General features: G+C 60.4%; 24 protein-coding genes and 1 tRNA gene. 23 read left to right on the top strand and 2 right to left on the bottom strand.

Features of this window, described 5'->3' with window-relative positions; genetic code table 11:
* Positions 1–80 precede the first annotated feature (80 nt).
* From radA to OVA07_RS11990, 8 genes are all read left to right on the top strand, one after another.
* Positions 81–1448 (top strand): DNA repair protein RadA, encoded by a 1368-nt coding sequence (gene radA, locus OVA07_RS11955; RefSeq protein WP_268171649.1) that lies wholly within the window; start codon positions 81–83, stop codon positions 1446–1448.
* Between the two features lie 11 nt (positions 1449–1459).
* The gene (locus OVA07_RS11960; RefSeq protein WP_268171650.1) at positions 1460–2017 is read left to right on the top strand and encodes a CvpA family protein; all 558 of its coding nucleotides are present in this window, start codon (positions 1460–1462) and stop codon (positions 2015–2017) included.
* A 2-nt stretch (positions 2018–2019) separates the two neighbouring features.
* The gene (locus OVA07_RS11965; protein ID WP_268171651.1) at positions 2020–2448 is read left to right on the top strand and encodes an iron-sulfur cluster assembly scaffold protein; all 429 of its coding nucleotides are present in this window, start codon (positions 2020–2022) and stop codon (positions 2446–2448) included.
* Between the two features lie 143 nt (positions 2449–2591).
* The gene (locus tag OVA07_RS11970; protein ID WP_268171652.1) at positions 2592–4220 is read left to right on the top strand and encodes an MFS transporter; all 1629 of its coding nucleotides are present in this window, start codon (positions 2592–2594) and stop codon (positions 4218–4220) included.
* A 5-nt stretch (positions 4221–4225) separates the two neighbouring features.
* Positions 4226–5302 carry an alanine racemase gene (alr, locus tag OVA07_RS11975; protein WP_268171653.1) on the top strand — a complete coding sequence of 359 codons (1077 nt, stop codon included), beginning with the start codon at positions 4226–4228 and terminating at the stop codon, positions 5300–5302.
* Between the two features lie 79 nt (positions 5303–5381).
* Positions 5382–5933, top strand: coding sequence for a polyhydroxyalkanoate synthesis repressor PhaR (gene phaR / locus OVA07_RS11980; RefSeq protein ID WP_268171654.1), 552 nt, complete (start codon positions 5382–5384; stop codon positions 5931–5933).
* A gap of 97 nt (positions 5934–6030) precedes the next feature.
* Positions 6031–7578, top strand: a complete 1548-nt coding sequence (gene proS, locus OVA07_RS11985; protein ID WP_268171655.1) for a proline--tRNA ligase — start codon at positions 6031–6033, stop codon at positions 7576–7578.
* 60 nt (positions 7579–7638) lie between these two features.
* The gene (locus OVA07_RS11990; RefSeq protein WP_268172696.1) at positions 7639–9918 is read left to right on the top strand and encodes a ribonuclease R family protein; all 2280 of its coding nucleotides are present in this window, start codon (positions 7639–7641) and stop codon (positions 9916–9918) included.
* Positions 9919–9922: 4 nt separating this feature from the next.
* On the opposite strand, the gene OVA07_RS11995 is transcribed toward OVA07_RS11990, so the two are convergent.
* Positions 9923–10381 carry a universal stress protein gene (locus OVA07_RS11995; protein WP_268171656.1) on the bottom strand — a complete coding sequence of 153 codons (459 nt, stop codon included), beginning with the start codon at positions 10379–10381 and terminating at the stop codon, positions 9923–9925.
* A 170-nt stretch (positions 10382–10551) separates the two neighbouring features.
* On the opposite strand from OVA07_RS11995, the gene OVA07_RS12000 reads away from it, so the two are divergent.
* The 6 genes from OVA07_RS12000 (at position 10552) to OVA07_RS12025 (ending at position 15397) form a co-directional block, all read left to right on the top strand.
* Positions 10552–11820: a pyruvate dehydrogenase complex dihydrolipoamide acetyltransferase gene (locus OVA07_RS12000; protein WP_268171657.1), complete on the top strand. Its 1269-nt coding sequence runs from the start codon at positions 10552–10554 to the stop codon at positions 11818–11820.
* Between the two features lie 70 nt (positions 11821–11890).
* Entirely contained in the window at positions 11891–12229 is a 339-nt protein-coding gene (locus OVA07_RS12005; protein ID WP_268172697.1) for an acyl-CoA thioesterase, read from the top strand.
* Between the two features lie 13 nt (positions 12230–12242).
* Positions 12243–13655 carry a dihydrolipoyl dehydrogenase gene (lpdA, locus tag OVA07_RS12010; protein WP_268171658.1) on the top strand — a complete coding sequence of 471 codons (1413 nt, stop codon included), beginning with the start codon at positions 12243–12245 and terminating at the stop codon, positions 13653–13655.
* A 165-nt stretch (positions 13656–13820) separates the two neighbouring features.
* On the top strand, positions 13821–13967 hold the full coding sequence (locus tag OVA07_RS12015) for a hypothetical protein (protein WP_268171659.1): 147 nt from the start codon (positions 13821–13823) through the stop codon (positions 13965–13967).
* A 248-nt stretch (positions 13968–14215) separates the two neighbouring features.
* Positions 14216–14677 (top strand): HIRAN domain-containing protein, encoded by a 462-nt coding sequence (locus OVA07_RS12020; protein WP_268171660.1) that lies wholly within the window; start codon positions 14216–14218, stop codon positions 14675–14677.
* A gap of 324 nt (positions 14678–15001) precedes the next feature.
* Positions 15002–15397 carry a hypothetical protein gene (locus OVA07_RS12025; RefSeq protein WP_268171661.1) on the top strand — a complete coding sequence of 132 codons (396 nt, stop codon included), beginning with the start codon at positions 15002–15004 and terminating at the stop codon, positions 15395–15397.
* Positions 15398–15775: 378 nt separating this feature from the next.
* On the opposite strand, the gene OVA07_RS12030 is transcribed toward OVA07_RS12025, so the two are convergent.
* A tRNA-Ser gene (locus tag OVA07_RS12030) sits at positions 15776–15865 on the bottom strand.
* Between the two features lie 177 nt (positions 15866–16042).
* Here OVA07_RS12030 and OVA07_RS12035 point away from each other — a divergent pair.
* The 9 genes from OVA07_RS12035 (at position 16043) to OVA07_RS12075 (ending at position 24188) form a co-directional block, all read left to right on the top strand.
* Positions 16043–17038, top strand: a complete 996-nt coding sequence (locus OVA07_RS12035) for a lytic murein transglycosylase (protein ID WP_268172698.1) — start codon at positions 16043–16045, stop codon at positions 17036–17038.
* Complete coding sequence (locus OVA07_RS12040; protein ID WP_268171662.1) at positions 17022–18059, top strand: SPOR domain-containing protein; 1038 nt, start codon at positions 17022–17024, stop codon at positions 18057–18059. The genes OVA07_RS12035 and OVA07_RS12040 overlap by 17 nt, the downstream gene beginning before the upstream one ends.
* Before the next feature lie 94 nt (positions 18060–18153).
* Positions 18154–19290, top strand: coding sequence for a D-alanyl-D-alanine carboxypeptidase family protein (locus OVA07_RS12045; RefSeq protein ID WP_442789671.1), 1137 nt, complete (start codon positions 18154–18156; stop codon positions 19288–19290).
* The gene (gene tmk, locus OVA07_RS12050) at positions 19287–19916 is read left to right on the top strand and encodes a dTMP kinase (RefSeq protein WP_268171664.1); all 630 of its coding nucleotides are present in this window, start codon (positions 19287–19289) and stop codon (positions 19914–19916) included. The genes OVA07_RS12045 and tmk overlap by 4 nt, the downstream gene beginning before the upstream one ends.
* A complete protein-coding gene (locus OVA07_RS12055; RefSeq protein ID WP_268171665.1) occupies positions 19913–20869 on the top strand; it encodes a DNA polymerase III subunit delta' in 957 nt (318 codons plus the stop codon). The genes tmk and OVA07_RS12055 overlap by 4 nt, the downstream gene beginning before the upstream one ends.
* Positions 20870–20918: 49 nt before the next feature.
* Positions 20919–22484, top strand: coding sequence for a methionine--tRNA ligase (metG, locus tag OVA07_RS12060; protein WP_268171666.1), 1566 nt, complete (start codon positions 20919–20921; stop codon positions 22482–22484).
* The gene (locus tag OVA07_RS12065) at positions 22484–23260 is read left to right on the top strand and encodes a TatD family hydrolase (RefSeq protein WP_268172699.1); all 777 of its coding nucleotides are present in this window, start codon (positions 22484–22486) and stop codon (positions 23258–23260) included. The genes metG and OVA07_RS12065 overlap by 1 nt, the downstream gene beginning before the upstream one ends.
* Positions 23257–24024, top strand: coding sequence for an MBL fold metallo-hydrolase (locus OVA07_RS12070; RefSeq protein ID WP_268171667.1), 768 nt, complete (start codon positions 23257–23259; stop codon positions 24022–24024). The genes OVA07_RS12065 and OVA07_RS12070 overlap by 4 nt, the downstream gene beginning before the upstream one ends.
* A complete protein-coding gene (locus OVA07_RS12075; RefSeq protein ID WP_268171668.1) occupies positions 24021–24188 on the top strand; it encodes a hypothetical protein in 168 nt (55 codons plus the stop codon). The genes OVA07_RS12070 and OVA07_RS12075 overlap by 4 nt, the downstream gene beginning before the upstream one ends.
* Positions 24189–24287: the final 99 nt, after the last annotated feature.

Here is a 24287-nt window from a genome sequence, read left to right on the forward strand (position 1 = left end):
GCACCTAAAGATACATGAACGCCCCAGAATGGCCGCAAGCGTGACTTGCGTTCCATAAATGTTCCCATTAAGCACCGCGAATGGCCAAACCAAAACGCCGCTATGTCTGTCAGTCCTGCGGCAGCGTTTCCAACCGCTGGCAGGGCCAGTGCGCCGACTGCGGCGAATGGAACACGCTGTCCGAAGAAGCACCTGCCACCGTCTTTTCTGCCAAGCATGACTTGTCCAGCGGCGGGCGGCCGGTTTCGTTCGTCTCGCTTGATGAACCCATTGCCCTGCCACAACGCCGCAAGACCGGAATCGCTGAACTCGACCGCGCATTGGGTGGGGGGCTGGTTCCGGGGTGTGCCATTCTGATGGGGGGGGATCCGGGTATCGGCAAATCCACCCTGCTGCTTCAGGCTTCGGCGCAGGTGGCGATGGCGGGCGGCGCGGCGGTGTATATCAGCGGGGAAGAAGCGTCGGATCAGGTGCGGTTGCGGGCTGACCGGTTGGGCCTTGGAAAAGCGCCGATCCTGCTGGCGGCTGCCACTTCGGTCCGCGATATCCTGACCACATTGGGCAATATGCCGCCGCCGGCCATTCTGGTGATCGATTCGATCCAGACCATGCATTCCGACCAGATCGAAGGCGCGCCGGGTACGGTCAGCCAAGTGCGGGGCTGCGCGTTCGAATTGATCCGCTATGCCAAGGAAAGTGGGGCCTGCCTGGTGCTGGTTGGCCATGTGACCAAGGATGGCTCCATCGCCGGGCCGCGCGTGCTGGAGCACATGGTTGACGTGGTGATGAGCTTTGAAGGGGAGCGCAGCCACCAATATCGGATTCTGCGCGCGTTGAAGAATCGCTTTGGTGCGGTGGATGAAATTGGCGTGTTTGCCATGGCGGGGCAGGGACTTGAGGAAGTAGGCAATCCTTCGATGCTGTTCCTGTCCGGGCGTGGACAGGAAGTGCCCGGCAGCGCAGTGTTTCCGGCGCTGGAAGGCACGCGGCCCGTGCTGGTGGAAATTCAGGCGTTGACCGTGCGTCTAGCCAGTGGAGCGACGCCGCGCCGCGCAGTGGTGGGCTGGGACAGCGGACGTCTGGCTATGCTGCTGGCGGTGCTGGAAGCGCGCTGTGGGCTGAACTTTTCCACGGCAGAAGTCTATCTCAACGTGGCGGGCGGTTATCGTTTGACCGATCCCGCAGCAGACCTTGCCGTGGCTGCAGCGCTGATTTCGGCACTGTCTGACAAACCTCTGCCCACCGGCTCGATCTGGTTTGGTGAAGTTTCTCTTTCAGGAGAAGTTCGTCCGGTGGCGCACACCCCGGTGCGTCTGCGCGAAGCTGCAAAGCTTGGTTTTTCAATCGGTTGCGGGCCAGAAGCCGGGGCGGAGAAGGTGGAGGGACTTCGCTATTCCCCGCTCAAGCTGCTGCCAAATCTGATTGACCGCATAATGGGCGGCTCATAGGTTCCCGACCGATGACGGGCTTTGATTATGTTGTTCTGATCCTTGTCGGCATAGGTGCCGTTGGCGGCTTTATGCGTGGCTTTGTGGAAGAAGTGCTTTCGCTGTCGGCGTGGTGCCTTGCGCTGCTTGCTGTCCATTATCTGCATGAAGATGCGACCTATTTTCTGACGGGCTATCTGTCTTCGGATACCGGCGCCGGGGTTTTGGCGTTCTTCCTGCTGATTCTTGTGCCCTATGGTCTGACCCGGTTTGTTGCGCGCCGCATGGGAAGCGCCAGCCGGGATTCAGTGATCGGGCCAATCGACCGGATGTTGGGCTTTGGCTTTGGTGCGGTGAAGGGCTTTATCATTGTGGTGATGGGCTTTTCCATCGTGGTGTTCGGCTATGATCTGGTCTGGGGCGAAGACGGGCGGCCTGACTGGATTACCGAGTCCCGCAACTATCCGTTTCTCAACGCGGCCAGTGAAGAATTGCTGACGCTAATATCCGAGCGCCGCGAACAGGCCGCTGACCAAGCCAGAGAAGTGGCGCGGCGCAAAGCCAAGGCCCAACTATTGGGGCAGGATTGACGATGAGTGCCGGGCGCGGGCTTTATACACCCGAAGTTCTGGGAATGGCGATGCGACTTGTCGACTTTCCGTGGGCAGAAGCGCTGCCGCTGCACGGCGCGGCCCGGTCGCGCAGTTGCGGCAGCACGATTACCATTGGGCTGGCAGTGGATGATGCGGGGCGGATCACTGCGCTGGGGCTGAAACCCCATGCCTGCGCTGTGGGGCAGGCAGCGGCGGCAATCTTTTTGCAGGCAGCTCAAGGGCTTGGCCGTGATGACGTGGCGCAGGCGCGGGCGCAGCTCTCACAATGGCTGACAGGGGAAAGGACGATGCCCGACTGGCCGGGGCTTGATCTGCTGGAGGCGGCACGGGGATACCCGGCGCGGCACGGTGCGATTTTGCTGGCATGGGATGCCGCGCTGGATGCGTTGAAAGTGCCTGTAACATAACAAATAGCAGGGGTTCCTGAAGCGGGGTGCGTTCGCTAGTGAATATATCCGGCGTTCGCGTGCGGTCTGGCGTCAGGCGGCATCGAATGTTCGAATCAGGCAACCAGAACACGATAAATGACGGATGACCGGGGGAATATCGGGTGACGACGGCAGTTAAGCATCAGGGCGCTGAGCCCAGCGCATCGGACATCCGGCTTGTCATTGCGGCAAGTTCTGCCGGCACCGTGTTCGAATGGTATGATTTCTTCATCTACGGCACGCTGGCCGCGATCATTGGCAAGACGTTCTTCCCTTCAGACAATGCCACGCTGCAATTGTTGCTGGTCTGGGCAGGGTTTGCTGTTGGTTTCGGGTTTCGCCCGCTGGGCGCAATCCTGTTCGGCTATCTGGGCGATAAACTGGGCCGGAAATATACGTTCCTTGTCACGGTGACATTGATGGGCATTGCCACGGCGGGGGTGGGCCTGATCCCTTCGGCGGAAAGCATCGGCCTTGCTGCGCCCGCGATCATCATCCTGTTGCGCGTGTTGCAAGGGCTGGCGCTGGGCGGCGAATATGGCGGTGCCGCGATCTATGTCGCCGAACATGCGCCCGATGGGCGACGCGGTTATTACACCAGCTATATTCAGGCCAGTGTCGTTGGCGGTTTCGTGTTGAGCCTGATCGTGGTGCTGACCAGCAAAGGGCTGATGAGCGCGGAGACGTGGGCGACCTGGGGCTGGCGCGTGCCGTTTCTGGTCAGCCTTGCCCTGCTGGCAATTTCGCTGTGGATGCGCCTGAAGCTGTCGGAGAGCCCGGTGTTCAAGGCGATGAAGGAACAAGGCGAACTGGCCGGGAATCCCTTCGTCGAAAGCTTCACTTATCCCGGCAACAAGCGCCGCATCTTCATTGCGCTGTTTGGCGTGGCGGCCGGCCTGACCGTGATCTGGTACACCGCGATGTTTTCAGGGCTGAGCTTCCTGAAATCCGCGATGCGCCTGGATGATACGGTGGCCGAAGTGATTGTGGGCGTGGCGGCCACGTTGGGCATGGGCTTCTTCGTCTATTTCGGCAATATGTCCGACCGCCTGGGGCGCAAGAAGCCCATCGTGATCGGTTATGCGATGACGCTGCTGCTGCTATTTCCGGCCTTCTGGCTGATGGGTAGCACGGCCAACCCCGCACTGGTCGCAGCGGCTGAACGTAACCCGGTGGTGGTCGCTGGCCCAGACTGCAATTACAGCCCGTTCGCATCCGAACAGGCCAGCAATTGCGGCAAGTTGCTGGCCGATCTTGCATCGTCGGGCGTGACATATAGCCTTGAGGTTGCGCCTGCATTTACCATGAGTGTTGGCGGCAAGCCGGTAAATCTGGCGGCTTGGCCATGGAATGAAAAGGCGGCGGCGCGCATCGCGGCGTTGCAGGGCGAACTTTCCACCCACGGCTATGACTTTGCCAAAGTGACGCCTTCGGCCTGGCGGATTGCGGCAGTCATAGGATCACTGCTGTTGCTGATGGCGCTTTCGGGCGCGACGTATGGCCCGGTGGCTGCACTGCTGTCCGAAATGTTTCCGCCGCGCATCCGCTATAGCTCGATGTCGATTCCCTATCATCTGGGAACGGGATATTTCGGGGGTTTCCTACCGCTGATTTCCAGCTACATCGTTGCCCGGACCGGCGATCCCTATTCGGGCCTGTGGTACACCTGGGTGGTTGTCGTGGTGGCGCTGCTGGTGGCGATGTGGGGGTTGAAGCCGGGACTGCCCGCTGATTTCAAGCCTGACGACTAATATGGATGACTGCCATCACTTCGCTGCCTTTTCCTCCCGCGCCTTCGTCCTCCCTTCGTCTGCAGCTTGATCCGCACGCGCTTGCCGCCAACTGGCAGGTGCTGCATGCGATGTCAGGCAGCGCGGCGGCAGGGGCAGCGGTAAAGGCTGATGCTTATGGTCTGGGCGCAGCGCGGGTATCGCAGGTGTTGTGGGCGGCCGGATGCCGCGATTTCTTTGTCGCGCACTGGGGCGAAGTGGCCGATATTTTGCCGCATGTTCCGGCTGATCGTATCGCGGTGCTGCACGGGCCGCGCAATCAGGAAGAAGCGGCCTATGCTCGCGCAACAGGCGTGCGCCCGGTGCTGAACAGTCTTGAACAGGCGCGTCGTTGGCTGGATTCTGGTGGCGGGCCGTGCCATCTTATGGTCGACACCGGGATGAGCAGGCTGGGACTTGCCATGGACGATATTGGCGATGAAGCGCTGTCGCGGCTCGAAATCGATATCTGTCTTAGCCATCTTGCCAGTGCGGATGAGGATGTGCCGCAGAACGAGGTGCAGCGTGGACGTTTTGCCGTTGTACGCACTGCGGTTGCGGCGCAGCGATACAGCTTGGCCAACAGCGCGGGAATCGCTTTGGGAAGCGGTTACCATGCCGATGTGACTCGGCCAGGTATCTCGCTCTATGGCGGGGTGGTGCGTCCTGAATTTTCTGGAAAAATTTCGCAGGTGGCCCGGCCCGAAGCCGCGATTGTGCAGGTTCGTATGCTGCAGCGGGGCGACAAGGTGGGCTATAATGCGCTGTTCTCGGCCGATCGTCCGATGCGCGTTGGCGTACTTACGCTTGGTTATGCCGACGGCTATCTGAGGTGCTGGACCGGCAGGGGTAAATTTGAGTGGAATGGAAAGGAATTACAGGTACTTGGTCGGATTTCCATGGACCTGACTATCGTTGATATTTCATCGGTGCCCGATTGTGGTGAAGGTGACTGGCTGACTGCCAGCTATGATCTTTCTGATGCCGCGCAAGCCAGCGGCCTGTCGCAATACGAACTTTTGACCGGGCTGGGCCGCCGTTTTTCGCGCCAATTTGAACATTAACTGGTCTTGTTAAGTCTTGTTGCGCCGCACATGCTGCACATGCTAAAAAAGCATACACGTCGCAGTGGGGGCGCAAGCCATGTCCAACGAAAATAATTCTGGCGAAACGGTGATAATTAAAAAATACGCCAATCGCCGCCTCTATAATACCAGCACTTCGAGCTACATCACGCTCGATCATCTCGCGCAGATGGTGAAGGAGAACATCGATTTCAAAGTGATGGATGCCAAGACGGGGGCTGATTTGACGCACTCGATCTTGACGCAGATCATCATGGAGGAAGAGGCGACCGGTGAGCAGATGCTGCCCACCAATTTCCTGCGCCAGCTGATCGGCATGTACGGCAACTCTATGCAGGCTTTGCTGCCCGGCTATCTTGAAGCGTCGATGGATCATTTCCGCGAAAATCAGGTGAAGCTGCGCAAGGCGATCGAGGACAGCATCGGGCAAAACCCGCTGGCCCAACTCGCCCAGCGCAACATGGAAATGTTCAAGGCTGCGGCTGCGGCTTTCGTTCCCGGCGGTGCGCCGGCGGGTGAAGCCAAACCTGCGGCAGAAGCCGATGATCTTGATGCCCTGCGCAAGCAGATGGCCGACATGCAGAAGAAGTTGGAACAGCTTTCGAAGTAAGGCTGTTCAATAGTTTGCTGGCCAATCCTTTCCCGCAATCCCCGGCACCGAAACTGGGCATTGCGGGAAATGAATTTGGGGCTTAACGCGCGTCCCCATGAACCAGCCCGCTATCAAGCACGCGCTTAACGTCAAGCGCACCGAAGACTTCGCCCAGTGGTATCAGGCCGTGATTGCCGAAGCCGAACTTGCCGAGGAATCCGGCGTTCGCGGCTGCATGGTCATCAAACCATGGGGATACGGCATCTGGGAACGCATCCAGAAGCTGATGGATGCCGAGATCAAGGACGCGGGCGTCGAGAACTGCTATTTTCCGCTGTTCATTCCGCTGTCCTATTTTGCCAAGGAAGCCGAACACGTTGAAGGCTTTGCCAAGGAAATGGCGGTCGTTACGCATCACCGGCTGGTGTCGGACGGCAAGGGCGGGCTGACGCCCGATCCCGAAGCGAAGCTGGAAGAGCCGCTGGTGGTGCGCCCCACATCGGAAACGGTGATTGGCGCGGCCATGGCGCGCTGGGTGCAATCGTGGCGCGATCTGCCACTGATGGTCAACCAGTGGGCCAACGTGGTGCGCTGGGAAATGCGCACGCGCATGTTCCTGCGCACCAGCGAATTCCTTTGGCAGGAAGGGCACACGGCCCACGCCGACGAAGCCGACGCCATGAGCGAAACGCTGCGCGCGCTGGAAATGTACCGCGCCTTTGCCGAAGGTCCGCTGGCCATGCCGGTGATCGCCGGGCCGAAGCCGGAAAACGAGCGTTTCCCTGGCGCGGTCGAGACGTTCTCGATCGAGGCGATGATGCAGGATGGCAAAGCGTTGCAGGCGGGCACGTCGCACTATCTGGGCACCACGTTCGCGCAGGCGGCGGGCATTCAATATCAGAACAAGGAAGGCCAGCAGGCTTTGGCGCACACGACGTCTTGGGGCGTTTCGACGCGCCTGATCGGCGGCGTGATTATGACGCATGGCGATGACGATGGCTTGCGGGTGCCACCACAGGTCGCACCGCAGCAGATCGTGATCCTGCCGATGCTGCGCGAAAACGATGGCGATGAAGCGCTGCTGGCGTATTGTGAAGACATCCGCAAGGCGCTGTTGAAGCAGAACGCTTTTGGTGAGCGTGTGCGCGTGCTGCTGGACAAGCGCCCGGGCAAGGCGACGCAAAAGCGCTGGGCATGGGTCAAGAAGGGGGTGCCGCTGATTCTGGAAATCGGCGGGCGTGATGCCGAAGGCGGGCAGGTTTCGGTGCTGCGCCGTGACCAGTTGTGGCGTGCCGATGCCAAGCCCAACTTTGTCGGGCAGGCCAAGGATGACTTTATCGCGGCCGCATCTGGCGAGTTGGAAGCGGTTCAGGCGGCGCTTTATACGCAGGCGCGCGAACGACGTGATGCGCAGATCGTGCGCGATGTGACCGATCTTGACGGCCTTGCCGCCTATTTCGCTGAAAGCACGAAGTTTCCGGGCTGGGTCGAAATGGGCTGGTCCAAGCCAACTGGCGCGGCGCTGGACAAGGTTGTGGAGCAGCTGAAGGCGCTGAAGCTGACCATCCGCAATACCCCACTGGATGCGCAAAAGCCGACCGGCGTTTGTCCCTTCACGGGAGAACCGGCGGTTGAAAAGATCCTGATCGCCCGTTCCTACTGATCCCTTTCCCGTCCCCTGATGGTGCTTGCCATCGGGGGGCGAAGGGACCACATGGCCGGGATGGTAAAACACAAATATCCCCAAGGCCTCCCCACGCGCGAACAGGTGCTGGATTTCATCGCGCAGTCCGATGAACCGGCAGGCAAGCGCGAGATTTCCAAGGCATTTGGCCTTCGGGGCACAGAAAAGATCGCGCTCAAAGCGCTGCTCAAGGACATGGCCGAAGAGGGCCTGATCGACGGTAACCGCAGCGCTTTTCATGCGATGGGCGGAGTGCCGCGCGTAACCGTGTTGCGCATCGTCGAAATTGACGAGGGCGAGGCGATTGCCATTCCCGAAACGTGGCAGCCCGATGATGCCAGCCCGCCGCCGCGCCTGCGCATCGTCGAACCGCGCGGCAAGACGCGAGAACGCAACGCCGCGCTCAAAGTGGGCGACCGCGTGCTGGCCCGCACCGAGGAAGCAGGCAAGGGCTGGCTGGCCCATCCGATGAAGAAGCTGGCCGTGGAAGATGAGCAGTTGCTGGGCGTTGTCGAAATTGACGGCGCGGGCAAGGGCTGGCTGGCGCCGGTGGACAAGCGCGTGCGCAATGCCGTGCTGATTTCCGACCTTGGCGGGGCAGAGGCCGGGCAGCTTGTTCTTGCCGAACCTGCGGGCCGTTCGCCGCGTGCCGGCATGAAAGTGACCGGCATTCTGGGCGATCCGCTGGCGCCACGCGCATTCAGTCTGATCGCCATTCACAAGCACGGCATTCCTTTTGCCTTCCCGCAAGCAACGCTGGACGAGGCGCAAGTCGCCGCCGCGCTGCCACTGAGCGAGGACCGCCGCGAAGACCTTCGCCATTTGCCGATTGTCGCCATCGACCCGGCGGACGCGCGCGACCACGACGATGCGATCTGGGCCGAGCCTGATGGCGAGGGCGGCTTCCGTGCAGTTGTCGCCATTGCCGACGTCAGCTTCTATGTGCGTCCGGGCGGAAAGATCGACCGCGAAGCCCGCAAGCGCGGCAATTCGGTCTATTTCCCCGACCGCGTGGTGCCGATGCTGCCCGAAGTGTTGAGCGCAGATGTCTGTTCGTTGAAAGGTGGGGCGGATCGTGCGGCAATGGTCTGCCACATGACCATCGATGCCCAAGGACGGATAAAGGACTGGCGCTTTACCCGCGCGCTGGTGCGGATTGCCGAAGTGATCGCCTATGAAGAAGCGCAGCGGCGGATTGATGCGGATGAGGCCGCACCACATCTGGTCAACCTGTGGGCGGCATGGCGACTGCTGGAAAAATCCCGGAACGACCGTGATCCGCTGGCGCTGGAACTGCCGGAGCGGCGGGTGGTGCTGGACGAACAGGGCAAGATTGCCGAAGTCGCCATTCGAGAACGGTTGGACGCCCATCGCGTGGTGGAAGACTTCATGATTGCGGCCAACGTGGCGGCGGCCAAGGCGCTGGAAGCCAAGGTTGCGCCAGTGGTCTATCGCATTCACGAACCGCCGAGCCGTGAAAAGCTGATCGCGCTGAAGGATTACCTTGCCACGTTCGGGCGTAAGCTGGCGCTGGGGCAGGTCATCACGCCGTCGCTATTCAACCGCATGTTGAAGGACGTGAGCGACGAGGCGGAAAAGGCGCTGGTCATGGAAGCCGTGCTGCGCAGCCAGACGCAGGCCTATTATGGCCCCCGCAATGCCGGGCACTTCGGGCTGTCGCTCGGTAGCTATGCCCACTTTACGTCGCCCATCCGCCGCTATTCCGACCTTCTGGTGCATCGCGCGCTGGTCGATGCCTATGGGCTGGAACAGCCGCGGCCTGAGGCGGATATTCCATCAACGTCCGGTCTTTCAGACCGTGACCGCAGCGATCTGGGACGGATTTCGGAAGCGCTAAGCGTTGCCGAGCGCCGCGCGATGGAAGCCGAGCGCGAAACCATTGACCGCTATGTGGCAGCATGGCTTTCAACGCGCGTGGGCGAGGTGTTCTCTACCCGCATCACAGGGGTTCAGAAATTCGGTCTGTTTGCCACGATCATCGGTCTGGGTGGCGATGGGCTGGTGCCGGTATCAACGCTGGGCGCAGAACGATTTGGCTTTGATGAAAAGGCGCAGCGCCTGATCGGGGAATTGAGCGGCGAGGAGTTTGCCATTGGCATGATCCTGAAGCTGCGTCTGGCTGAAGCCAATCCACTGACCGGGGCGTTGAAGTTTGAACCGGAAAACGTGGCCGAGGGCGTGCAGCGGATAGAACGGCGCGGTGGTCGTATGGAACACAAGCCACGCAAGCAGGGCAATTATACGCCCGGCAAGCGAGGTCGCCCTTCGAACATCCGCCATCAAGGGCGGAAGAAATAAGCGGTTAACTCAGACGGTCGATATCGTCTTCGGCCATTGTGCCGGGAACGACCATTAACGGGCAGGGAAGCTGGCCAGCGATTCCGGCAAAGTGGGTGACCAGCGGGCCGGGATTGCTGCCGCCTGCTGCGCCCAAAACCAGCGCCGAAACCTCAGGATGGTCAGCCAGATAGCCGCGGACGACTTGTGGGCCATCGCCTTGGCGAACGGCGATGACCGGCGTCAGACCGGATTCGGTTGCCACGCTGCCTGCGGCGGTCATGGCCAGAACTTCGGCGCGGTCGCGTGCTTCTTCCTCGATTGTTGCCTGCACGCCACCGAACGCGACAAATTCCTGACGGGGCACCAGAGCTAGAATATGTACCGTGCCGCTGGTCCGCACGGCGCGGCGCGCGGCGAAACGCAAGGCGGCGCGGGCCTCGTCCGTCTCGTCCATAATGACAAGGTAGATGCGCTGCGACATGGTTTTGATCCTTCCGATCCCCACGTATCGGCAAATTCGTATGCGGTGCAAGCGGCAAGCCACTTGACCCGACGCGCCATGCTGGTGAAATGGAGCTGAGAAATGATGCAGGAGAGGTTTCCGTTACGGCGACCTTTGCCTTGCGCAAATCAGGACACGGAAAAACGCCCATGCCCATCGCCATCAAGATGCCCGCCCTTTCCCCGACGATGGAGGAAGGGACACTATCCAAGTGGTTGGTGAAGGTGGGTGACAAGGTTTCCTCTGGCGACATCATGGCCGAGATTGAAACCGACAAGGCCACCATGGAATTTGAAGCGGTGGACGAAGGCGTGATCGTTTCGATCGACGTGGCCGAAGGCGCCGAAGGCGTGAAAGTGGGCACCGTCATCGCCACAATCGCGGGTGAGGACGAAGATGCCAGCGCACCTGCGCCTGCTGCAGCCCCCGCGGCGGCAAAGCCTGCCGAGGCTGCGCCTGCTCCTGCGGCCGTTGCACCCGCTGCTCCTTCTGTAGCGGCGCCTGCTGCTGCGCCCAAGGGCGACCGCGTGATTGCAACGCCGCTGGCCAAGCGGATTGCCGCTGACAAGGGCGTCGATCTGGCAGGCGTGAAGGGGTCTGGTCCCAATGGCCGCATTGTGAAAGCGGACGTTGAAGGGGCAAAGCCTGTTGCTGCGGCCGCTGCGCCATCGGTTCCGGTGACAGCGCCTGCCGCAGTGCCGACTCCAGCATCGGTGCCCGATTTCGGCATTCCTTACGAAGCGCAGAAGCTCAACAATGTGCGCAAGACCATCGCGCGCCGCCTGACCGAGGCGAAGCAAACGATCCCGCACATCTATCTGACCGTGGATATCCAACTCGACGCGCTGCTGAAGCTGCGCGGGCAGTTGAACAAGGCGCTGGAAGCGCAGGGCGTGAAGCTTTCGGTCAACGATCTGATTATCAAGGCGCTGGCCAGGGCGCTGGTGCAGGTGCCCAAGTGCAATGTCAGCTTTGCAGGTGACGAACTGCGCAGCTTTACCCGCGCTGACGTTTCGGTGGCGGTGGCCGCGCCTTCGGGCCTGATTACGCCGATCATCGTGGATGCCGGCAACAAGTCTATGTCCGCGATTGCGACCGAAATGAAGGCGCTGGCCGGCAAGGCGCGCGAAGGCAAGCTGCAACCGCACGAATATCAGGGCGGCACGGCATCGCTGTCGAACCTTGGCATGTTCGGCATCAAGCAGTTCGAAGCGGTCATCAATCCGCCGCAGGGCATGATTATGGCCGTTGGTGCGGGTGAACAGCGTCCCTATGTGGTCGATGGCGCGCTGGCAGTGGCCACGGTCATGTCAGCCACGGGCAGCTTCGATCACCGCGCGATTGACGGGGCCGATGGTGCCGAACTGATGCAGGCGTTCAAGAACCTGATCGAGAATCCGCTGGGCTTGGTCGCCTGATCCAAGTCGCAGGGGCGCACTAGTGGGCGATCCGCTACCGATAGGCGAACCGGCCATTCGCATCACCGCCATGCCAGCGGACGCGAACCCGTCGGGAGACATATTCGGCGGATGGCTGATGGCGCAGATGGACATGGCGGCGGGCATTGTTGCCGCGCGCACCTCGCAAGGGCGTGCGGCGACGATTGCGGTTGACGGGATGACATTCCATCATCCCGTTCACGTCGGCGATGAAGTGTCGGTCTATGCATCGCTTGCCGCCAAAGGACGCACATCGATGACCATCGATGTCGAAGCCTGGCGTCGCGCCCGCACTGGCGAAGACCGCCAGATGGTTACCCAAGCCAGATTTATCTTCGTCGCCATCGACGAAGACCGCAAACCGCGGCCCTTGCCGCAACAAGACTGACAGGAGCAATTGCGTGGCTGAACAATACGACGTCATCGTCCTTGGATCCGGCCCCGGCGGCTATGTCGCGGCGATCCGCTGCGCGCAGCTTGGGCTGAAGACCGCGATTGTCGAGCGCGAGAATCTGGGCGGCATCTGTCTGAATTGGGGCTGCATTCCCACCAAGGCGCTGCTGCGGTCTGCCGAAGTGCTGAACCATATGAAGCACGCCGCGTCCTATGGCCTGGCCGCCGACAACATCCGGGCTGATCTGGACGCGGTGGTCAAGCGGTCGCGCGGGGTGGCAAAGCAGCTGAATCAGGGCGTCACGCACCTGATGAAGAAGAACAAGATCGCCGTTCACATGGGCGCGGGCGTGCTGAAAAGCGCGACGAGCGTGGAAGTGACCGGCGATAAAGGCACCGAAACGATCAGCGCCAAGCATGTCATTGTCGCTACCGGTGCGCGGGCGCGCGATCTGCCCTTTGCCAAGGCCGATGGTGAGCGTGTGTGGACATATCGCCACGCGATGACGCCAAAGGTGATGCCGACCAAGCTGCTGGTTATCGGTTCGGGTGCGATCGGCATAGAATTTGCCAGCTTCTACAACGATATGGGTGCCGAAGTTACCGTCGTTGAGATGATGGACCGCGTGGTGCCGGTGGAAGACGCCGACGTTTCGGCGTTCCTTGAAAAGGCGCTGACCAAGCAGGGCATGAAGATCATGACCGGCGCGGGCGTGGAAAGCCTTGCCGTCAGCGCATCGGGGGTGAAGGCGAAGATCAAGGGCAAGGACGGCAAGGTTGCCGAGGGCGATTACAGCCATGTGATCGTCGCCGTGGGCATCGCGCCGAACACCGAAAACATCGGGCTGGAAGCGTTGGGCGTGAAGGCAGAGCGCGGCATTATTGCGATTGATGGTTATGGCCGGACCAACGTGAAGGGCCTGTGGGCGATTGGTGACGTGACGCCGGGACCATGGCTGGCGCACAAGGCCAGCCATGAAGGCGTGATTGCGGCAGAAGCCATCGCAGCGGAACTGGGCAACAAGGATGTCCACCCGCACCCGATGGATCGCGGCAACATTCCGGGCTGCACCTATTGCCACCCGCAGATCGCCAGCGTCGGCTTGACCGAAGCGAAGGCGAAGGAAGCAGGCTACAGCGTGAAGGCGGGCACGTTCCCGTTCATCGGCAACGGCAAGGCGATTGCGCTGGGCGAGCCGGAAGGTTTCGTGAAGACCGTGTTCGACGCCAAGACCGGCGAACTGCTGGGCGCTCACATGATCGGTGCAGAAGTGACCGAAATGATCCAGGGCTATGTCGTGGGCAAGACGCTGGAAACCACCGAAGCCGAACTGATGCACACGGTGTTCCCGCACCCGACCATCAGCGAATCGATGCATGAAAGCGTGCTGGCAGCTTACGGACGGGCCATTCATATCTGACCTGCCGCCAAGGCATTGGTGCAAAATAACAAAACGCGGACAGGGAAACCTGCCCGCGTTTTTGTTTGTGCATCACGACAGGCGGCAACCGACCGCCCAAAACGCTCTGCCGCATCCCAAGGAACGCGGACTAACCCTGCGGGTTACGTCCGCAGGAGAGATGCGATGGAATATGAGATCGAAGAGCCAATCAACCCAACGCCATGGCAGGACGAATGGCGCGTTGCCTCAACGGGCAAGCCGGGACAGCATGTATCGCGTGACGACATGTGCCTGAAAGCGCTGGAAATACCCGAGTCTGAAGAGGCTTAGTCTAGAACGGTTTACATAATAAGGCCCGTCCGAGAAATCGTGACGGGCCGGTTTAATCGTGGCGTGTGCCGCCGGACGCAAGCGAACTACCCACATTTCTTTCGTCTCGGAGGGCTCTCCAGGGCAGGAAAACTTACCGCTCTGTCAGTTCCTGTTCGAAAAATGTGACATCGCGCACCGACTTTCCCGTATTAACAGCTACTTACATGAACTTCACGTATTCATGGTGACGCTATCGGGAGGGCTCAATGGGCTTTTGGCAGGGGCTGCTGGCCGGACTGGCTGGCAAGCCAATCGAGCATGAAGAGCCTCAGGCGCGCAATCGCATGCGCGCGCCGCGATCAAACCTCGTGGCAGAACCGCCAGATGTCCGTCAGGATGCGCTGCCCGGCACATATCGGGTGGGGCTGGTGGATGAACAGCAGTATCAAAGCGCGGTAAAATCCCTTTGCGTCGGTGAACTGGTCAAGCTGCTGTCCGAGCCGGACAATCCGAACGATAAAAGAGCGATTGTGGCCGTGACGTTCCTAGGGCGCACGCTTGGTTACGTGCCCAAAAGCAACTGGCTTTACACGGCGATCAATTTTGAAGGTCACGGGGCGACGGCCAAGGTGATGTTGGTGGAAGAAGGGCAGAATGGCTTTCACAGCGTCGTTCTTGAAGTAGCTTTGACGAAGGATCGCATCGGACGCCGCAGGTTTACCCGATAGTTGGCAGGTGAGGGCGCGCGATGCCGCTCTGACTGTGTTGTCAGTTTCTGACCTCAAGCGCGAGTTTGCGCATTCACGTTGCAATAAAATCAAATACTTATCCGAAAAATTACATTCATCTTTAGCGGGGGCGCTATGAGATTCTGGATAGGTTTGATTGCCAGGCTAAGGAGCAAAACAGTCAGGCGCAAGCACGAGCCACCGCAGCTTTTCGTATCTTCACGTCCGCAGGTTGTGAAACAAAACGTGTGGGTTGCACCGACGGCTGGTGAAAAGCCCGTCCGTGAAGCGGCTTCAGCCGCAACACCAGAGGAGTAAAATGCCATGGATTTGCCAGCATATATGCTTGTCGCCATGGTGGCGCTGGTGTCGATCGGGCTGGCGCTGGCTGTAGGCCTGAAAGAGCCGCAGCCAAGACCAGTGGTGCAAAGCGATGATCCGCTGATGCGGTCGGGGCTGACTTTTGGCAAAATAGAACAGGAACGGCCAAGGCCGGAGCGAAGCCTGCTGCTGCCAGCTGGTTGGATGATTATCGAAGTCAGCGTGATTGCGACGATCTATTCGTGGTCGGTCAACGTGGCACCGCATGCAGGCGGAGCTGACATCAATGCCGTGGGGCTACGCAGTATGTTGCATGCCGGAACACTGGCAGCGCTGGTGATTGGCACCGTGCTGGCCTGTACGGGGCACGTCATCAATGAGATCCGGCGGGGGCGGTAGAGACTGGAGAAGAATGCCTGCTGTTCCTTTGACCTTGGGAAGCGGCAGATAATCTTCAAGGATGCCCACTCTCGCGAAACGATAACGACCTACGAATTGACGGTAGATCCAGGCCAGTATCGAGGGGAGCGGCAAGAGGAAGGCCGAACAAAGGCGGATGCCACGTATATCATTCGGCGACGACGTCCCCAATGGACCATCGACGACCGAGATGAGGTTTGACGGACAGTGCGTTTCGAGGATCCAGACAAGCAAAAAAAGTTGAAATTCTGACCGTGGAGGGGCGTTCAGCCGCAGATGTGACTGTAAAAACGCTCAAACTCATCGGCGCTATGAACATGTAACCTTAGTGCATCGGTGATGCCCGGAAAGAGGCGTTGGCGGACAGGGTGGGATTCGAACCCACGGTGAGCTTCCACCCACGGCGGTTTTCAAGACCGCTGCCTTAAACCACTCGGCCACCTGTCCGCGCTGACGCTGGGCCATGAATCGGTTCGATCCATGGCTTTGCCGGAACGGTTCGCCGTTAGCGCGTTCCGTTCCGGACGCAAAGGGGATTCCCATCGGTTCTTGTCTGTGCGACACCGGGATATGAATTTTTTGAGAGGTATAAAGGCATTGCGGGCCACATTTGCGGTCGCGCTGATGTTGGGGCTTGCAGGGCCTGCTGTGGCGCAGGTGGATGCCGAAGAGGCTGGATTTCAGGGATATCTGCAGCTTTTGGCCGCGCGGGCGCGGGGTGAAGGCGTTCGGGAATCAACGATTTCTGCGATGATGCAGGGTCTGACGCTGAATCAGCGGGTCATTCAATTGGATCGGGCGCAGCCCGGATCATCAAGCGGGGTGATTCCCGCGTTTGAGCCTTATCGTCGCCAGCATGTGGATGCTTCGCGGATTGCGCGCGGACGGCGCCAATATGCAGCGGTTGCAGGCCAGTTGGGCGAGATTGAGCGTCGTTATGGCGTGCCGGGGCCGATCATGCTGGCGATCTGGGGGCATGAAACCGACTACGGCGGATATACCGGTAATTTCGATCTGCCGCGCGCGCTGGCCACGCTGGCCTATGAAGGGCGACGGCGCGAATTGTTTGCCGACGAATTTGTTGCCGCGATGAAGATGGTGGACCGTGGTGTGCCACGTTCCAAACTGGTTGGCAGTTGGGCAGGCGCATTCGGCAACCCGCAATTCCTCCCGTCGGTCTATCTTCGCGTGGCACAGGACGCCGATGGCGACGGGTTGGCCGACATCTGGAACAGCCGGGCCGATACGCTGGCCTCGATCGCCAATTACTTTCGTGATGCCGGGTGGCGGACGGGGCAGCCATGGGGCTTTGCCGTGACCGTACCTGATGGCGTGGACCGCACGCAGCTTGGCACGACGTTGAAAAGCCCGCGATGTGAGCGGGTGTTTGAACGCCACACCGGTTGGAAAACCATGCGCGAATGGCGTGCGCTTGGCATTGCGCCCCGATCAGGCACATGGCCGGTAGATGACGATGTGATGGCAAGCCTTCTTGAGCCGGATGGGCGCGGGCGGACTGCTTATCTGCTAACCGGAAATTATAGAGTTATCCTCGATTACAACTGCTCGAACTTTTACGCATTGTCCGTGGGGCTTCTTGCAGATGAAATCAGCCGCTAGCTTGATTGCCGTTTCCGCAGCGCTTGCGCTGCTGGCCAGTGGCGGGGCCTATGCCCGCGAAGCACAGGGAAAATCGGCTGTTTCCGGGAGTGCCGCATTGGGGCCAGCGGGTGATTATCCGATGGTTCTTGGCGAACCGTTTGTCGTCGATGGGGTCACTTATACCCCGGCCGATACCCTGAATTATGATTCGGTCGGCTTTGCCCATGTCGGCGCGGATGGCGATGGTGTAGCAGGCGAACACCGCACTTTGCCGCTTCCCAGCTATGTCGAGGTGACGTCGCTGGAAACCGGGCGGACGATTCTAGTGCGGTTGACGCGGCGCGGGCCGGTAGCCGGAGGTGATCTGGTTGCGCTGTCGCCAGCGGCATGGGCACAACTGGGAAAGACGCCTGATGTGCGCCTGCCAGTGCGGGTGCGCCGGGTAAATCCACCCGAGGCGGAGCGGGCACTGTTGCGCGCCGGGACGCAGGCTCCGGTGCGAATGGATACGCCGCCGGGTCTGTTGGGCGCGCTACGCCGCAAGCTCGGCATTGCGCCGGTTACGGTGAGCGTTCCTGCCGCCAAGCCGGAAGTGCCGCAGGTTTTGAATCAGCCCGTTCCGCTGCCGAAGCAGACGGTAAAGCCGGTGGCTGAAGCAAAAGCTGTGGTCAAGGCTGCGACCAAACCCGCAGTCAAACCGGCCCTGCCGAAAGCGGCGGCGGCGAAACCTGAGGTTAAAGCGCCGGTTGCGGCAACACCTGAGAAGCCCCCAGTATCGCAGGCCGTGCCAAAGCCTGTGGGCAAAGCGGACGTCACCCAAAAGGTGCAAACCGCTGCGCGATATGTTCAAGTAGGCGCCTATTCCAGCAAGGATCGAGCCGAAAAGGTTGCCGGTGCGGTTGGCGGAAGCGTTTCCTCTGCGGGTAAGCTGTGGCGTGTGCGGATCGGGCCGAACAAGGATCGTGCCGAGACTGACGCAGCGCTGGCGAAGGCGCGCGCGGCGGGCTATGCCGACGCGAAGGTCGTGACCGCTCCCTGACCGCAAGGGTGCGGGCGGCCCCTTTAGAGTTTGGGGAAATGCTGCGTTGCGCCTGAAATTTGTTGCGATTCCTGCCTGTTTCGCGGCCTGTGTGATGCCATGGTCAGGGCTTACATCGGCCGCCGTGCCGCCGCCACTGGCACTGACGCAGGCGTCGATGCCGCAAATCGACGCGCCGATTGCCTTGATGATGGATGTGGGATCGGGCCGCATTCTATATGCCCGCGATGCCCATCGGCGGTTTGTCCCGGCATCGATCACCAAGATCATGACCAGTTTTGTCGCGTTCGATCTGATATCGAAGGGCAAGTTGCGACTGGATCAGCGCATTTCTGTGCGACCTGAAACTTTTCGTCAGTGGCGCGGGGTCGGTAGCACTATGTTTCTGGCTGCGGATTCCCGCCCTACGGTGGCAGAATTGCTCGAAGCGATCGTGACGGTATCGGCCAACGATGCCTGCGTGGTGCTGGCCGAAGGTGCGGCCGGGTCGGTTCCTGCATTCACCGGCGCAATGAACCAGGCCGCAGCCAGCCTTGGCATGCGCGACAGCCATTTCAACACGCCCAACGGATGGATGGATGAAGGCCAGACATATGTCACCGCGGCCGATCTTGCCACGTTGAGCGGGGCGTTGATTACCCGCTATCCCGATCTGTATCGCCGGTTTTATGGGCACGCGGAAATGACCTGGAATGGGATCACCCAACCCAATCATAACCCGCTGTATGGCCGCACCGAAGGCGCGGACGGGATCAAAACGGGATTCACCAACGAGGCAGGATACGGTTTTGTCGGGTCTGCCGAACGCAAAGGTCGCAGGCTGGTGATGGTGCTGGGTGGATATGACCGGCCCAATGCGCGCGCCGAACAATCGCGGCTGTTCATGGAATGGGGCTTTTCGGCATGGGCGGCGCAACCGCTGTTTGCCAAAGGTGCGGCGGTTGGCAATGCCGTGGTGCAGGGTGGCGAAGCGCGGAATGTGGCCTTGGTCGCGCCACGGCCGCTTTCGGTCACCATGCCGCGCGGGGAAACCGCCCGATATACGCTTTCACTGCGCTATAAGGGGCCGCTGAAAGCGCCGATTGCCAAAGGTGAAACTGTGGCCAGCCTGCTGGTGCGGGTGCCGGGTGAACCGGTCCATGTGCTACCTCTGGTAGCCGGTGAAGCAGTGGCCAAAGGTGGCCCGCTGGCACGGCTGCGCAACGGGGCGCTGGAAATGGTCGGACTATGACGATGGGGCGGTTCATCGCGTTGGAAGGCGGCGAAGGGGTTGGCAAATCGACGCAAGGGCGGCTGTTGGCCGATGCCTTGCGAGCCAGAGGACTGGATGTGGTAACCACGCGCGAGCCGGGCGGCACGGCGGGGGCAGAAGCGATCCGCATGATGCTGCTTTCGACCGAAGGCGAGGGCTGGGGCGCGCGGGCCGAAGCACTGCTGTTTGCAGCGGCGCGGGCAGACCATGTGGACAAGCTGATCCGGCCTGCAGTCGAGCGCGGGGCATGGGTGGTTTGCGACCGCTTTGTGGACAGCAGCCGTGCCTATCAGGGCGGGGGCGGGGGCCTTTGCGACGGTGATGTGCTGGATCTGCATCGCATTGGCAGCGAAGGGCTATTGCCCGATCTTACACTGTTGTTGACGGTTGATCCGGCGGTTTCGGCACAACGTCTGGCGCTGCGCGACGGCGATGTAGCCGACCGCATCGGTGGGCGCGGGGCGGACTATCACGCGCGGGTGGCGGCGGCGTTTCGCGCCTTTGCCGATGCGGAACCGACGCGGTTTGGCGTGATCGATGCCGAAGGCGCACCGGATGAGGTGCATGGCCGGATCATGGCGGCACTGGCAGGAATCCTGGCATGATCGGGCATGATGAAGCGTGGCATGCGTGGCGCACCGCGCTGGCGGGCACCAGAATGCACCACGGCTGGATTTTGGCGGGGCGCGAAGGGCTGGGCAAGGCAAGTTTTGCCCGCGCGGCTGCGGCAGAACTGGTGGCCGAACCCGGCGTTCCGCAGCCACCGGTTGAATCACACCCCGACATTCTGCGGCTGACCCCGCTTCCCGCCAATGATGAGGAAGTGAAGAAGCGCGACGATGGCAAGCCATACCTGACCAAGCGGTCGATCTCGGTCGATCAGGTGCGCGAGATGCAGCGCAGGCTGGTGACACGACCAACGCTGGGGGCGCGACGGGCGATCATCATCGATTCAGCTGATCTGCTGGAAAAAAGCGCGGTCAATGCTTTGCTGAAAAGTCTTGAAGAACCGCCGGTTGGCACGTTCTTTTTGCTGGTGGCCCATGCCTTGGGTCGGATTTTGCCGACTGTCAGATCTCGCTGCCTGATCGTGCGCTTTCATCCGTTGAGCGATTCACAAGTGGCGCGCGCGCTGGATGATGCCGCGCCCGAACTTGATGCCGAAACGCGGGCGGCGGCGTTGGCGGTGGCGGGCGGATCGCCCGGCGCGGCGCTGGTTTTTGCCGGGCAAGGGCTGGCGAAGGCGCAGACGATTTTTGCGCACCTGATCGCGCGGGGTGATCCTGACCTGTCATTGCGAGCGGCGCTTTCGGGGGCGATTGGGGCACGGCCTGATCGTGATCGGATTTCAGTGGTGATCGAGGCCGCCCGGATGACAGTCGTGCGCGCGCTGGACAGCGTGGACGACGCTGGCAAGCTACGTCTGGCCGATGCTCACGCGCGCCTGGTGAAGCTTGCGGGTGAAGCGCCAATCTACAACTTTGATCCCAGCATGCTGATGATGGAAATCGGCTCCTTGCTGGCATCGGCTGCGCCGACTAGGGAAGGCGTTCGGTAAACCTGCCAGATTCCCGGCAGCCAGATTCCCACAGAAAGCGACAGGCCCGATGGGCGAACCCTTTTATATCACCACCGCCATTTCCTATCCCAACGGTAAACCGCACATCGGCCACGCTTATGAAGCGATTGCAGCTGATGTGATCGCCCGCTTCCAGCGCGCGATGGGCCGCGACGTGAGGTTCCAGACCGGGACTGACGAACATGGATTGAAAATGGCGCAGAAGGCGCGGGAGCTGGGTGTGACCCCGCGCGAACTTTCAGATGAAATGTCATCGCATTTCATAAAGATGTGTGATGAATTGAACATCTCCTATGATGTGTTCATTCGCACCACTGAAGAACGCCATCACGCATCCGTGCAAGAGCTGTGGCGCCGGATGGAAGCCAATGGCGATCTTTATCTCGATCGTTATGAAGGCTGGTATTCGGTCCGTGACGAAGCGTTCTATGATGAAAGCGAACTGGTGGCGGGTGAGGGCGGTGAAAAGCTGTCGCCGCAAGGGACGCCCGTAGAATGGACGGTCGAGGAAAGCTGGTTCTTCCGCCTGTCCAAATATGCCGAACCGCTTCTGGCGCTTTATAACGAGAACCCTGAGTTCATTCAGCCAGATAGCCGCCGCAACGAAGTGATGCGCTTTGTCGAAGGTGGCCTGCGCGACCTGTCGGTTTCGCGCACCAGCTTTGATTGGGGTGTCAAGGTTCCGGGCAGCGACGGGCATGTGATGTATGTCTGGGTGGATGCGCTGACGAACTATCTGACGGGCCTTGGCTTCCCGGAAGAAAATGGCGATGTGGCAAGGTATTGGCCTGCGAACCTCCATCTGATTGGCAAAGACATCGTGCGGTTCCACACGGTCTACTGGCCCGCTTTCCTGATGAGCGCCAAGCTGGACCTGCCAAAGCAGGTGTTCGGCCATGGCTTCCTGCTCAATCGCGGGCAGAAGGAATCGAAGTCGCTGGGCAATGTCACCGATCCGCTGGGCCTAGCAGAACGCTTCGGCGTCGACCCACTACGCTATTTCTTGATGCGTGAAGTGGCGTTCGGGCAGGATGGCTCCTATTCGCCAGAGGCCATCGTGACACGCTGCAATGCCGAACTGGCTAACAGCTATGGCAATCTGGTTCAGCGCACCCTTTCCATGATTTTCAAAAACATGGATGGTGAATTGGAGAAGTTTTCGAGCGATGAGGCCGATGACTTGCTGCTGGCTACTGTATTCAATGCCTGCCGTGAGGAGTTGCCGCGTGAATTCCGCGCGCTGAATTTTTCTGCCGGCATCGATGCGTGGATGAAGGCCGTGTTTGCCTGCAATGCCTATGTCGATGAACAGGCACCGTGGGCGCTGCGCAAGACCGATCCTGAACGGATGAAGGCGGTGCTGCTGACGCTGTTCATGGCGATCCGTGACCTGACCATCGCGATTGCGCCAGTGGTTCCCCATGCTGCTGCCAAGGTGCTGGACCAGTTGGGCATTCCGCTTGACGATCGCAGCTTTGCCGCGCTGACCGATGCCGACTGGTTCACGAGCCGGGTGGCGACGGGGGAAAAGCTTTGCGCTCCGACTCCTGCTTTTCCCCGGCTTGAAATGCCTGACGAGGCAGTGACGGCATGATGTTGATCGATTCCCACTGCCATCTCAACTACAAGGGACTGGTAGAGGACCAAGCCGCTGTGCTGGGCCGAGCGCGGGGAACCGGTGTGCGTGGGTTCCTGAACATTTCGACGCGGCAAAGCGAATGGGCCGATATCGTCGGCACGGCGGAACGTGAAAGCGATGTCTGGGCCAGTGTGGGCATTCACCCGCACGAAGCCGACGCCCATGCCGACCTGGGCGAAGCTGTGCTGCTGAAAGCGACCACGCATCCGCGTGTGATCGGCATCGGCGAAACCGGGCTGGATTACTACTACGATCATTCCGACCGACAGGTGCAGCGCGATCTCTTTCGCGTGCATATCCGCGTGGCGCGCGAAACTGGCTTGCCGCTGATAATTCACACCCGTGATGCGGAAGACGACACCGCACAGATTATTGCAGACGAGATGGGGAAGGGGGCGTTCCCGGCGTTGATCCATTGCTTTACCGCGTCTGCTGACTTTGGCCGCAAAATGTTGGATCTGGGTCTGACGATTTCAATTTCCGGTATCGTGACATTTAAGAATGCAAAGGACTTGCAAGCCGTAGCTGCCGATCTTCCTGAAGGACGCATTCTGGTGGAAACAGATGCACCGTTTCTGGCGCCGGTCCCGCACCGGGGCAAGACTTGCGAGCCGGCTTTCGTCGCTGACACCTGCGCCTTTGTTGCTGGGCTACGCGGCACGACCAAAGAAGCGCTGGCAGACGTGACGGGCGCAAACTTCTTCAAGCTGTTCACCAAGGCCACACTGTGAAGCTGACCGTTCTGGGTGCTGGCACATCGACCGGGGTGCCGCGTATCGGCAACGACTGGGGTGATTGCGATCCCAACGAACCGCGCAACCGGCGTACGCGCGTGGCCATTGTGATCGAAGGTGACGATGGCAGCCGGTTGCTGGTGGATACGCCAACCGACTTGCGCCAGCAGTTTCTCGCCTGCGAAATCGACCGGGTGGACGGGGTGTTCTGGACCCATGACCACGCTGACCATTGCCATGGCATCGATGACTTGCGCCCGTTGCGTTATGGCCGTGGCGGGCCAATACCGGGCTATGCCGCGTCCGAAACAGTGCGACGGTTGCGCCAGCGTTTTGGCTATGTCTTTGCAGGCCAGCACGGCTATCACACGATATGCGAACTGGACAATCTCGACCGGGTGCGGATGATTTGCGGTATTGGCGTGAACCATTGCCAAATGCCGCACGGGCCAGCGCAATCAACCGCTTATAGGTTCGATCAGGGCGGAAAATCAATTGGTTACGCTACAGACTTCAGTGAGATTACCGGCGAAATGGTCGACCTGTTCTATGGGGTCGATCTGCTTGTAGTGGACTGTTTGCGCCGTCAGCCACATCCGACGCACGCGCACCTTGGCATGGCGCTGGAGCTGATCGAAGCGACGCGCGCCGATCGGGGCGTGTTGACGCATCTCGACAAATCGATGGATTATCGGACACTGTGCGCGGAAACGCCGGAGCATGTTCAGCCGGCCTTTGACGGCATGGAGATTACGCTTTGAGCGAAGAGATCGTCAGGATCACCGGCATCGTGATGGCGCTGGTTCTGGCGGTGGCGAATTTGCGCGGGGCACGGATCGGACTTTCCGAAGGCATGCGCATGGCCGCGCTGTGGACGTTTTTGTTCGTGGCAGGCGCACTGATTTTCTCGGTGCTTGGGTGGTGAACGGCTGCCTTACATTGATGCGTAATTTACATAATACTTATTATCAAACTTAAACACAGGTGCTGAGGGAGCCATTTGAGCCCTCCTTTGGAACGCGCC

The organism is Novosphingobium sp. SL115 (assembly GCF_026672515.1).
Taxonomy (GTDB): Bacteria; Pseudomonadota; Alphaproteobacteria; order Sphingomonadales; family Sphingomonadaceae; genus Novosphingobium.

Bases quoted from the DNA above. Each gene is read 5' to 3' on its own strand.
- OVA07_RS12000 (WP_268171657.1), top strand. From the start codon at position 10,552: ATGCCCATCGCCATCAAGATGCCCGCCCTTTCCCCGACGATGGAGGAA.
- OVA07_RS11965 (WP_268171651.1), top strand. From the start codon at position 2,020: ATGAGTGCCGGGCGCGGGCTTTATACACCCGAAGTTCTGGGAATGGCG.
- OVA07_RS12055 (WP_268171665.1), top strand. From the start codon at position 19,913: ATGATCGGGCATGATGAAGCGTGGCATGCGTGGCGCACCGCGCTGGCG.
- proS (WP_268171655.1), top strand. From the start codon at position 6,031: ATGAACCAGCCCGCTATCAAGCACGCGCTTAACGTCAAGCGCACCGAA.
- alr (WP_268171653.1), top strand. From the start codon at position 4,226: ATGACTGCCATCACTTCGCTGCCTTTTCCTCCCGCGCCTTCGTCCTCC.
- OVA07_RS12065 (WP_268172699.1), top strand. From the start codon at position 22,484: ATGTTGATCGATTCCCACTGCCATCTCAACTACAAGGGACTGGTAGAG.
- OVA07_RS12015 (WP_268171659.1), top strand. From the start codon at position 13,821: ATGGAATATGAGATCGAAGAGCCAATCAACCCAACGCCATGGCAGGAC.
- phaR (WP_268171654.1), top strand. From the start codon at position 5,382: ATGTCCAACGAAAATAATTCTGGCGAAACGGTGATAATTAAAAAATAC.
- metG (WP_268171666.1), top strand. From the start codon at position 20,919: ATGGGCGAACCCTTTTATATCACCACCGCCATTTCCTATCCCAACGGT.
- tmk (WP_268171664.1), top strand. From the start codon at position 19,287: ATGACGATGGGGCGGTTCATCGCGTTGGAAGGCGGCGAAGGGGTTGGC.
- OVA07_RS11995 (WP_268171656.1), bottom strand. From the start codon at position 10,381: ATGTCGCAGCGCATCTACCTTGTCATTATGGACGAGACGGACGAGGCC.
- OVA07_RS12035 (WP_268172698.1), top strand. From the start codon at position 16,043: ATGTTGGGGCTTGCAGGGCCTGCTGTGGCGCAGGTGGATGCCGAAGAG.
- OVA07_RS11960 (WP_268171650.1), top strand. From the start codon at position 1,460: ATGACGGGCTTTGATTATGTTGTTCTGATCCTTGTCGGCATAGGTGCC.
- radA (WP_268171649.1), top strand. From the start codon at position 81: ATGGCCAAACCAAAACGCCGCTATGTCTGTCAGTCCTGCGGCAGCGTT.
- OVA07_RS12005 (WP_268172697.1), top strand. From the start codon at position 11,891: ATGCCAGCGGACGCGAACCCGTCGGGAGACATATTCGGCGGATGGCTG.
- OVA07_RS12020 (WP_268171660.1), top strand. From the start codon at position 14,216: ATGGGCTTTTGGCAGGGGCTGCTGGCCGGACTGGCTGGCAAGCCAATC.
- OVA07_RS11990 (WP_268172696.1), top strand. From the start codon at position 7,639: ATGGTAAAACACAAATATCCCCAAGGCCTCCCCACGCGCGAACAGGTG.
- OVA07_RS12045 (WP_442789671.1), top strand. From the start codon at position 18,154: ATGCCATGGTCAGGGCTTACATCGGCCGCCGTGCCGCCGCCACTGGCA.
- OVA07_RS12025 (WP_268171661.1), top strand. From the start codon at position 15,002: ATGGATTTGCCAGCATATATGCTTGTCGCCATGGTGGCGCTGGTGTCG.
- OVA07_RS12040 (WP_268171662.1), top strand. From the start codon at position 17,022: ATGAAATCAGCCGCTAGCTTGATTGCCGTTTCCGCAGCGCTTGCGCTG.